Origin of the sequence: Stenotrophomonas sp. UBA7606, from assembly GCF_002477705.1 — a bacterium.
Taxonomy (GTDB): Bacteria; Pseudomonadota; Gammaproteobacteria; order Xanthomonadales; family Xanthomonadaceae; genus Stenotrophomonas.
In genome coordinates, this window is the sequence record NZ_DLJW01000044.1 from 21,529 (window position 1) to 32,311 (window position 10,783).

Consider the following 10,783-nt stretch of genomic DNA (forward strand, 5'->3'; position numbering starts at 1 on the left):
TTACAGCAGACCGGGAATCAAGCGTTTTGTGCGTGCCGCATAGGCGCTGTAGGCGGGCCCGAAGTGGGCCGCCAGGAAGCGCTCCTCCTGCCGCAGCTTGACCCAGAACGAGGCGAACACGATTGCCACGGCGATCACCCCGCGCCAATCGCCAACCATCAAGGCGGTGCCGCTGAACATCAGCAGGAAGCCGCTGTAGATGGGGTTGCGCACATGTGCATACGGCCCGCTGCTGATCAGCTCGTGTGCCTGCTTGATCTGCACATTGCCGCTCCAGTTGCGGCCCAGCTGCCAGCGCGACCACAGCGCGAGTGCGGCACCTGCCACACACAGCAGCAGGCCCAGGGTGTAGATCGGCAAGGCGTGCGGGACGAACTGCTCGCGCAGCCAGCTGTGGCCGAACCATTGGCCTGGGCCGAGCAACAGTACCGCGATGAGCAACGGCAGCCAGTACGCCAGGAACTGCCGCGCACGCGACTCGTTGCGGCTCACCGGTTTGGCGCGCAGTGCGGTGATGGCCCAATAGCCGAGCACCACGGCCCAGCACAGCAGCAGGCCGAGATGGAAGACGGTTGGCATTAACAACTCCGTCATCGCGGAACGGACGCTCAGTTTGATCCGTGCCGCGTCACCCGCTTGTGAGCTGGGGTGGCTGTGGGCAGAACCGCGCGCTGCGGTACGAAGCTGCTTGGGTTCGATCGGCTGAAATCAGCGGTGGCGCTGAATGAAGCAACGGCGCCTTGCGGCGCCGTCATCGGTTCAGCTTACTTCCAGCGTGACTTGCCGCGGATGTAACGCGCCGCATCTTCCAGCGAAGTAGGCAGGTACTCCGACCACAGGTTCGGCGGATAGGCGTTCTGGTAGGTGTCGTAGACGTCACGGAACAGGTCCATGTGCACGACAGGTTGGCGCTTGCGTGCACGCAGCTCGGCGATCGGCACGCGGCCCAGCACCAGGGTTTCTTCCTTGCTCTGTGCTTCGGCGACGATCTTGCCGCTGGGGTCGTACAGCGCGGTGCCGCCTGAGCCGGGGTCGTCGAAGTAGGGGCCGTTGTCCGGCGAGATCGAGTTGTTGACGATGGAGGAGTAGACGCCGTTGTACATGGCACAGGCGGCGATATCCATGTCGGAGAAGCCGCCCGAGGCGGTACGCAGGAACACTTCGGCGCCCTTGAACGCCATGGCCCGGAACAGCTCCGGCTCACGCTGGGTGGAGCTGGTGCAGATATTGCCCAGTGGCGTGCGGGTGACCGGCACGACGGCATCGCGGCCGTACATTTCCACGTAGCGGTCGAGCACGTCGTACGTCGTGGTGGTGAACAGTTCGAAGCCCGGGAAGGCCCCCTTGAGGTTGCGTGCCTTCCAGTGCTTGTCCACGATCTCGCCCTTGTCGTTCATGATCGTGGTGATCGACAAGACGTGGCCCGGCCAATCCGGGTCGGTGGCATAGGCGCCGAACACGATCCAGGTGCCGTACTGGCGTGCCTTGGCGGCGATGGCCTCGGTTTCCTCACCCGGGATGGTGATGGCGAACTTGAGGATTTCGTCGCGGGTCCACTTGCGCCAGCCGGTGAGCGGGAATTCGTGGAACTGCAGCAGGTCGGGCTTGGCGTGGTAGTGCGCCTTGTCGATGAGCTCGAGCATGTGCGCCAGGTTGCGCCTGGTGCCGGCCTTCCATTCTTTGGCATCGAAGCTGTGCACGCGCGACTGCACCAAGCCCAGGGTCCATGCCGGCTTGGCCAGTTCAACCGTGGTGTAGGTGCCATCGGTGCGTTCATTGAGCGCGTCCGGGCCCTTGCCCATTGCCGCCTGCGCCGGTGCCGAGGCACCCAGCAGGGACGGGCCGACTGCGCCCAGTGCGGCCAGGCCGGCGGCACTGCCCAGGAAATGTCTGCGGGTGTTGCTCATTGGGTACCTCGGTGGTTGATAGCCTGGATCATATTGGTTGCAGTTGCTTGTGCAGTTGCTTGTGCAGTTGCTTGTGCAGTTGCTTGTGCAGTTGCTTGTGCAGTTGCTTGTGCAGTTGCTTGTGCAGTTGCTGTTGTTCTTGTTCTTGATCCCTTCTCCCGCTTGCGGGAGAAGGTGCCCCGAAGGGGCGGATGAGGGGAGCTCTTAGAGCTTTAAAAGCTTGCCCTCACCCCAACCCCTCTCCCGCGCGCGGGAGAGGGGCTCAAGCAACAGCTGCAGTATCAAAAAACCCGGGGCGCCGTGGCGCCCCGGGTAGTTATGCTACGGCTGCAATCAGATCGGGTCGCCGTTGAAGCTCTCGCCCTTGATCTTCTGCCAGTCGCGGCTGACGAATTTTTCGTCGATCAGCGTGCGCTGTACCAGTACGCCGTTCTTGTACCAGTGCCAGATGCGGTTGCGCAGCTGGCCGCAGTCGGAAAGCTGGATCATTTCGTACAGCTCAAGGCCTTCCTCGCCCTTGCGCTTCCAGTACAGCATCACCGTGCGGTGGTAGTCATCCAGCGGCACTTCGGCCGCCCAGCCGTAGATCAGCTCGTTGTCGAAGATGACGCGGCCAAACTCGTAGCGGGTCGGGAAGTCGCGCACTTCCACCTTGCCGTCGGCCCAGCTGTAGTGGTTGGTCTGGTGGTAGGGCAGGTTCTCATCGGCCGGGAAGCGGCAGATCAGGCGCGACTTGTGTTCGTCGATCTTGTCGCCGTTGGCGTCGTAGTAACGGTAGACGCCATCCCAGACGCCTTCGTGGCGGGCCAGCAGCGGCAGGTGCAGTTGCATGTTCGGCATTGCGGTTTCCTTGTGGGTCGTGTTGATGTCATCAGTTGAGGCAGGGCCTCATTCGTTGCGAAGCGCATCCATCACTTCTTCCATCGGCACGTCCATAGCACCGCCTTCCAAGGCCTCGGTCTCCTGCTGCACGATGCGCAGCACCCGGGCGATGTATTCCTTCATCCACAGCGTGCGCTGGGCTTCGGCCTCACGGTCCGGGCGGAACTGGTCCAGTTCTTCGCGGCTGAGCAGGCCCTTCTGTTCGATCAAGCGTTCCAGCGCATCCAGGCGCTGGTGGGTAACAGCGTTCTCCATGGCGATGGCCATGGCAATGGACAGCACGCGCTCTACGTCCGGGTCCTTGAAGAAATACGGACGCTTGCCGCGGGCGCGGCTGCCGGCCAGGGCGATCGGATCGATGCTCATGCTTTCCACGCTCCAAACATGGTCCACAGCGCAGCGCGGCCGTGGTCTTCGCCGCTTTCGCTGGCCACCGGGAAGATGTCGCGGTCAACGACGCCGCGGACCTTGGTTTCGAAATAACGCTCGGCATCGAAGCCGGCCGCAGCCATCATCTGGCGCAGGTCGTACTCGTGCATCACGCTCCAGAACGGCTCGTTGTTGTTGTACGCATCCCAGTCGCGGATGAACTGCTCGTAGGGGTCCATGCCGTGGTACTGCGGCTGCTCCAGGTGGGCGGTGAGGCCGCCGGCCGCCAGCAGGCGGTGGATCTCGCGCAGCTTGCGCGGCATCGCCGTGGCCGAGCTCTCATGCCAGAACATGGCGGTGGTGATCAGGTCGAAGGAACCGTCCGCATAGTCCAGCGCTTCACCATTGGCCTGGCGGAAGCTGATGTTGTTCACGCCCAGGGAACGGGCGCGCGCATGGGCGTAGCGCAGCATCGGTGCGGCCACGTCGATGGCGATCACCTCGGCATCCGGGAAGGCCTGCGCCAGCGGCACGATGTTGTGGCCAACGGTGCAGCCGATATCGAGGATGCGACGCGGCTTGAAGCCGGGGTGTTCTTCCTTCAACCACTGCGCCAGCGCCTGGCCACCGCCATCGTTGTAACGACCGAGCATGCCGCCGGTGGTGGCGAAGATGCCGCAGTCGTAGTTGGCGGCCGCCGATACGTCATCGGCCAGCAGCTCGGTGTGGTAACCGCCGGGCATGCAGTGGATGTCCACCGCGCTGGAATAGCGTGGCACCTTCACCGAGGCATCCAGCTGCAGGCCATCGTCGCTGGCGTTGAGTGCGCGGGTCTTGTCGATCAGCGCGTCCACCTGCTTGAGCACCAGGCCGCGACCGGCCTGCTGGCGCATTTCCATGCTGCTGCGGCGCAGGGCGCTCCAGGTCTGGTAGATCGCATCGCCGGCCATCGCCTTGCGCACTTCATGGCGGCTTTGCGGAGCGCGGCCTTTCTCCTTTTCGAATGCTGGTTTTACCCGGCTTTCGTAGGCCGCTTTGACCTTGGGGCTGAGCTGGGTGGCCAGGTAGCCATTGAGGTTGGCCAGGAAGTCGAAGCGGGCGGTGTCATCCAGTGCGCTATCGGGGAACACCGCGTGGCGGCCCACGTGCTGCCAACTGGGGGGCAGGGCTTGCTGGCTCATGGCGACTCCTTGGAAGGCTTCAAGTTCTAAAGTTATATCTATATGTCATGTAGGTCTGGTCGGGGTCAAGCGGCCAACTAATACCTGTGCCCTTGCGCCTTCGGACTGGCGGAAATCTCCGCCAGTACGGTCTATCAGCCTATCTCCCGGCATCATCCGTATCCCGAATTTCTCAAATGTCCGGACAAAAAGCCAGTGCCCATTTTCATGGCCTGGGCGGGCGTTTTTTTGTTGCAAAGCAACATCTTGCGCGGTGCCGCCCGTGCTTGCTGTTGCTGGGTTTTCACGGCGTCCAGCAGTGCCGCGGGGTCGGCGATAAAGGTTCTACAAATGATTGGACAAACATGTACTAATGATATAGCTATATGTCATCTTTGACGGGTCGCCGGCCCGTCTTCCGTGGTCCGGGGCAGGCCAGCGCGCTGGCTTCATTGCTCCACTTCAACCGGGGGTTGGACGTGATTCGAATGTCATCGGTTTTGCTGGCTGCCGCAATTGCACTTTCGCCACAGGCGAAAGCGCTGGATCTGCAGTCCGAACAGGGCAGCGTTGAAGCAATGGTCAAGCTGCGTTGTTCGCTGGACCCCAAGCAGGAAGAACTGCTGTGGTGGGCCGGCACCCTGTTCGCACAGGAGCCAGGGCAGAAGCCGGCGCCGCTGCTGGGCTTCGAGGGCTACAACATCTGCCGTGCGGAAAAGCAGGCCGATGGCGTATGGCGGCTGTATACGCGTGAGCTCACCTTCTACCGCGACCTGAAGACCGGCAAGATCATCGACAGCTGGGACAACCCGTTCTCGGGTGAGCGCAACGCGGTGGTGCAGGTCGCCAACGACCCGGTCAACACCGTGCTCAATGCGCCGGGCCGTCCGCTGCACCTGCCGTGGGTGGAAGCCGGCGACCAGGTGATGCTGACCCTCAACATCCCGCTGACCTATCCCAACCCGCTGCAGCCGGCCGAATTCCCGGCCGAGTCCAGTGGCCCGACCTACATGGGGTCGGAGCACTTCATGTTTTTCGCGCCGCGCGCGGATCTGGAAAACCCGGCGCTGAAGAGCGTGCCGGTCACCTACGGCTGGACCCGCATCGGGCCGTGGCTGCCCTGGATGAAGCTGGGCACCCGCCCGGGCAATCTGCTTTACATCGCGCAGGGCAACAAGCGCGCATCGGTCAGTGAACTGCCTGCCGACATCCAGGAACTCGTCCGTACCCGCTACCCCGAGTACGCACGCGCACCTGAAACCTGGGTGCAACCCAACGTCACCAGCTGGAGCTACTACAAGCAGCTCAAGCAGGACGCGGCGGCGAAACAGCAGGACTGAAGTACGGAAACAACGGACGGAACCCTCCCCCAAGACGGCGCATCCATCCTCCCAATCCATTCCGATCAAACTTTCCAGTCGGGAAACCCATGAAGACCATCAAGCCAGACCTGCTGTGCTCCTCGATCGCCCTCGCGCTGCTGCTGTGTGCGGGCAACGTCGCCGCTGCCGACAGCGACGAAGCGGGCGCACCGCCGGCAGCCAACAGCGATGCCGTGCACAGCCTGGACCAGATCACCGTGACCGCGCGTGGCGTGTCCGAGCCGCTGCAGCAGATGCCGCTGCCGATCACCGCCATGTCCGAGCAGACCATCGAGAAGAAGGGCCTGACCGACGTGCGCGACATCGCCAACCTGTCGCCGAGCTTCTCGTTCAAGTCCGGCTACGGCCGCGGCTTCGACCGCCCGGTGATCCGCGGCATGTCCAACATCCAGGGCGAGGCCAATGCCTCGTTCTTCATCGACGGCATCTACGTCGAAGGCGATATCTCCAGCTACGGCCTGGAGAACATCCAACGCGTGGAAGTGATCCGTGGCCCGCAGTCGGCCGCGTTTGGCCGCCGTACCTTCTCGGGTGCGGTCAACTTCATCACCAAGCGTCCGGGCAGCGCGCCGGGCGGCAAGCTCACCCTGGGTGCCGGCAACTACGACCAGGAAAAGATGGGCCTGTTCTATTCGGGCGGCAATGACGATGGTTCGTTCGGCTACGACGTCAGCCTGAACAAGCGTGGCAATGACGGCATCTTCTACAACCAAGCCTCGGGCAGGAAGGACCTCAACGGCACCGAGACCATCAGCGGCATGGCCGCCATCGCCTGGTCGCCGACCGAGGCGCTGGACATCACCGCACGGGTGATGAAGCAGAAGAGCCGCGACCAGCACTTCGCTGCCGCCCGCCTGGGCAGCGACAACCTCAACTGCTACCTGCCGGAAGAAACCGGTGGCCTGTACTTCGGCCTGTATCCGATCCTGGAATCGCGCCGCCGCGGCTATTACTGTGGTGAGCTGACGGCGCCGTCGGACTACGCGCTGAACACCAGGGAATTCGAGACCGCCGGTTACTTCTCCGGCCGCAAGACCGACCTGTTGCGCACCAGCGTGGTGGTGGACTATCTGTTCGCCAATGGCTGGAACCTGACCTCGACCTCGGCCTACAACAAGAGCGAGACCTACGCTGCCAGCGATCAGGACTACAGCGCCATCCGCGGTTATGGCGGTGCGTTCGAGAGCTTTGCCAATACAGGTGTCAAGAACTGGTCGCAGGATATCCGCTTGACCACCGACCAGAGTCTGGCGGTGTCGGGCATGCTGGGCGCGTACTACTACAAGCAGGATGCGCAGCCGGGCTGGGGCGGTGACCTCACCGGTTACACCATTGGCGGCAACAAGGTGGTCACCCCCATCCCGACCAATCCGGATGACCAGACCATCAACAAGGCGATCTACGGCCTGATCAACTGGCACATCAACGACCAATGGACCACCTCGCTGGAAGGCCGCTACGCCCGCGACGAGATCAGCAAGGGAGGTGTCGACACGCGTGTGCTGGGTGCCAACACCTATACCCAGGCCTATGCGCTGGACAAGACCTTCAGCAGCTTCACCCCGCGCTGGACTCTGAGCTACCAGGCGCGTGAGAACGTGAACCTGTACGGGTTGGTGTCCAAAGGCAACAAGCCGGGCGGCTTCAATACCGACGTCTACCGCGCCGACTTCCAGGAAGCCGACCGCGACGCGTTGATCGCGCGTGGTTTGAGCACCTATAAGGAAGAAGAAGCCTGGAACTACGAGCTGGGCATGAAGAGCGATTGGCTGGACGGCACCCTGCGCGTCAACGCCAACATCTACCAGATCGATTGGACCAACCAGCAGCTGACCGAAACCGGCCCCGTCACCCGCAAGAACGGCTCGCTGTTCTCCACCAGCTACACCACCAACGTGGGCGAGTCGCGCATCCGTGGCTTCGAGCTGGAAAGCCAGTGGGCGTTCGCACAGGGCTGGCTGGCCAGCCTGGCGTACTCGTACACCGATGCCGAGATCCTGAAGTTCCTCAGCCAGGACCAGGCCGATCTGTTCTCCAGCAGCAATGCCCCCACACTGGCTGACCCGGCTGCCGATGCTGCCGGCGCCACGCTGCCGCGCGTGCCCAAGCACAAGGCGACGCTGGGCCTGATGTATGACGGCGCACTGGCCAATGGCTGGGAATACACCGCCAACATGGACGTCAACTACGAAGGCAAGCGTTACATCCAGGTCGACAACCTGGCCTATATCGGCGCTTCCACCCGTACCAACTTCCGCTTCAGCATCCGCCCGACCGAGCAGCTGCAGGTGTCGGCTTATGTCACCAACGCGTTCAACGACCGCACCCTGGAAGACGCACAGCGCACCATCAATCCGGACGCCTATGTGGCCGTGCCGGCGGTGCCGCCGTTGACCGGCCTGGCGGTGACCAACCTGCGTGATTTTGGTTTGACACCTTCGCTGCCGCGTATGTATGGCGTTGAGGTCAGTTACAAGTTCTAAGAGTTTTGCGTGGGCTGGGATGTCTAGCGGCGTCCCAGCCCGCGTGTAACGGGCTTTACCGATGCTCCATCAGATCGTCATTCCCGCGCAGGCGGGAATCGCTCTGGCTTTTGCTTTTGAATTTCTGGAGGGGTGTGCAAGAGCAAGAGCGAAAGCGAAAGCAAGAGCGATTCCCGCCTTCGCGGGAATGACGGCATTTGGAGCAACAGCAACTGCAACACAACAAAGCACTCCGCACCCAGCAGGCAGAACCAATGCAGCGACGCGATTTCATCAAGGTAGTTTCTGGCATGGCAACACTGGCGGTGCTGCCGGGCATGCTGCATGCCAAGGTGCCGAGCAGCGATGTGATCGTGGTCGGCGCCGGCCTGGCTGGCCTGGCCGCTGCGCATGCGTTGGAAGCCGGTGGCGCCCGCGTCACCGTGCTGGAGGCCAACCCGCGCGTTGGTGGCCGCCTGCAGACCGTGGTGCGCAACGGCATCCGTTTTGAAATCGGTGGGGTGGAAGTCGGCACCGGCTACGAGCGCGTGCATGCCCACGCCAAGCGCGTAGGTGTGGATATCGTTCCGCCCTCGGCCGCGCTGCCCACCGCTGCCGGTCTGGGCCTGGCCATCGGCGATGCCCTGGTACCGGCCATGCAATGGGCTGGAAGCCCACTCAATACCCTGCAGGGCCGCGAGCACAGCCTGCTGCCGCCGATGCTGCTGGCCACCGCCATGGGCGAGCTCGGCCTGCCGGCAGTGGACAGCTGGCGCGACCCTGCCAATCTCTCGCTGGATATCCCCCTGTCGCAGTTGATCGCCAGCAAGGGCTGGTCGCCGCAGGCGCTGCAGTGGATGGATATCGGCAACAGTTTTTCCTCGCTGCAGACCATCAGCGCGCTGGATGCCCTGCGCCGCGATGCGCTGCGGCGGTTCGGCTCGCGTGGGACCGGCTGGGTGCAGGGCGGCAGCCAGGCCTTGCCGGAGGCGATGGCCGCCTCACTGGCACAGCCGCCGGTGCTGGGCGCGCAGGTCAGCGGGGTCGAGTCCGGCCGTGCCGGCCTGGAGGTGCGCTGCCTTGACGGCCGCCGCTTCCGCGCCGCGCACCTGGTGCTGGCCCTGCCCAGTGGCCCGCTCAGCCGTATCGCCATCGACCCGGCACCGCCGGTCGGCCAGCAGGAGGTCTGGGCGGCACGTCGCTCCAATGCGGTGACCACCGTGCACCTGCATCCGACCCGCGCGTTCTGGGAAGACGACGGCCTGCCCTTGTCGCTGTGGGGCGATGGCCCGCTGCAGCGCGTTTTTGCCGTGCCCGGCGCCGACGGCCAGACCAACCGCCTGATCGTCTGGCTCAACGGTGCCATGGCCCAGCACGCCGACACCCTGGACCGCGAGGCCCGATTTGCCTGGGTCATCAATGCCATGGAGCGCCTGCGCCCGGCCGCCAAGGGCGCGCTGCTGCCGCTGGAGACCCGCAGCTGGGGCAATGACCCGCTGGCCGATGGCGCGTTCTCGGAGATCGCCCCGGGCCGTTTTGCCGAAACCCTGCGCTGGGCCAACACCCCGTTCGGGCGCATCCACTTCGCCGGCGAGCAGACCGAACTGCAGGTTCCGGGCATGGAAGCGGCCGTCACCTCGGGCGAGCGTGCGGCTGCAGCAATTCTTTCGGCCTGATTGAACTACCTTATCCCCTACCTTCCGGGCGCGGATGCGCCTTCCAGAGACAGTAATGAGCCTGAAGACACTGAACCCCTACGATTTGTTCGACGTGCGTTCGCTGCTGAGCGAGGAAGAACGCGCTGTACAGGATTCCGTTGCCCGCTTCACCGACGAGCGCGTGCTGCCGATCATCGGCGACTGCTTCGACCAGGGCCGTTTCCCCAATGAGCTGATCCCCGAGATCGCCGACATGGGCCTGCTCGGCAGCTCGCTGCCGGAACAGTACGGCGGCGCCGGCTTGAACAGCGTCAGCTACGGCCTGATCTGCCAGGAACTGGAGCGCGGCGATTCCGGCCTGCGCAGCTTCGTTTCGGTGCAGAGCTCGCTGTGCATGTACCCCATCTATGCCTACGGTTCGGAAGAGCAGCGCATGCGCTGGCTGCCGGACATGGCGCGCGGCAAGGTGATCGGCTGCTTCGGCCTGACCGAAGCCCATGGCGGTTCCGACCCGGCCAGCATGAAGACCCGCGCGGTGAAGGACGGCGGTGACTGGGTGATCAACGGTTCCAAGATGTGGATCACCAACGGCTCGGTGGCCGATATCGCCATCGTCTGGGCCAACACCGACGAAGGCGTGCAGGGCTTCGTCATCGAGAAGGGCACCCCGGGCTTCACCGCCCAGGAGATCAAGCACAAGATGAGCCTGCGTGCCTCGGTGACTGGCGCGCTGTTCTTCGACAACGTGCGCGTGCCCGACGCCAACCGCCTGCCCAACGTGAAGGGTCTGAAGGGCCCGCTGGGCTGCCTCACCCAGGCCCGCTACGGCATCACCTGGGGCCCGCTGGGCGCTGCGATTGCCTGCCTGGATGAAGTGCTGGCCTACACCAAGGAGCGCATCCTGTTCGGCCGCCCGGTTGCTGCTACCCAGAGCGCGCAGATCAAGATGGCCGACATGGCCCG

9 protein-coding genes are annotated in these 10,783 nt (G+C 63.7%); 4 read left to right on the forward strand and 5 right to left on the reverse strand.

Translation table 11 applies throughout. The annotated features are described in order from the left end of the window. The 5 genes from B2527_RS06270 to B2527_RS06290 form a co-directional block, all read right to left on the reverse strand. Nucleotides 1-579, reverse strand: a complete 579-nt coding sequence (locus tag B2527_RS06270) for a methyltransferase family protein (protein WP_293706673.1) — start codon at nt 577-579, stop codon at nt 1-3. Between the two features lie 185 nt (nt 580-764). Beyond that, nucleotides 765-1,907, reverse strand: a complete 1,143-nt coding sequence (locus B2527_RS06275) for a nitrilase-related carbon-nitrogen hydrolase (protein WP_293706674.1) — start codon at nt 1,905-1,907, stop codon at nt 765-767. A gap of 333 nt (nt 1,908-2,240) precedes the next feature. Beyond that, a complete protein-coding gene (locus tag B2527_RS06280; RefSeq protein WP_293706675.1) occupies nt 2,241-2,747 on the reverse strand; it encodes a hypothetical protein in 507 nt (168 codons plus the stop codon). 48 nt (nt 2,748-2,795) lie between these two features. Beyond that, entirely contained in the window at nt 2,796-3,155 is a 360-nt protein-coding gene (locus tag B2527_RS06285) for a hypothetical protein (protein ID WP_293706676.1), read from the reverse strand. Next, nucleotides 3,152-4,339, reverse strand: a complete 1,188-nt coding sequence (locus B2527_RS06290) for a class I SAM-dependent methyltransferase (RefSeq protein WP_293706677.1) — start codon at nt 4,337-4,339, stop codon at nt 3,152-3,154. The genes B2527_RS06285 and B2527_RS06290 overlap by 4 nt, the downstream gene beginning before the upstream one ends. A 467-nt stretch (nt 4,340-4,806) precedes the next feature. Here B2527_RS06290 and B2527_RS06295 point away from each other — a divergent pair, with 467 nt between their 5' ends. From B2527_RS06295 to B2527_RS06310, 4 genes are all read left to right on the forward strand, one after another. After that, on the forward strand, nt 4,807-5,658 hold the full coding sequence (locus B2527_RS06295) for a DUF1838 family protein (RefSeq protein WP_293706678.1): 852 nt from the start codon (nt 4,807-4,809) through the stop codon (nt 5,656-5,658). An 89-nt stretch (nt 5,659-5,747) separates the two neighbouring features. Further along, on the forward strand, nt 5,748-8,183 hold the full coding sequence (locus tag B2527_RS06300; protein WP_293706679.1) for a TonB-dependent receptor: 2,436 nt from the start codon (nt 5,748-5,750) through the stop codon (nt 8,181-8,183). A 254-nt stretch (nt 8,184-8,437) separates the two neighbouring features. After that, on the forward strand, nt 8,438-9,838 hold the full coding sequence (locus tag B2527_RS06305; protein WP_293706680.1) for a flavin monoamine oxidase family protein: 1,401 nt from the start codon (nt 8,438-8,440) through the stop codon (nt 9,836-9,838). A gap of 55 nt (nt 9,839-9,893) precedes the next feature. Beyond that, nucleotides 9,894-10,783: acyl-CoA dehydrogenase family protein (locus B2527_RS06310; RefSeq protein ID WP_293706681.1), on the forward strand; the 890-nt coding region annotated here is incomplete at its 3' end.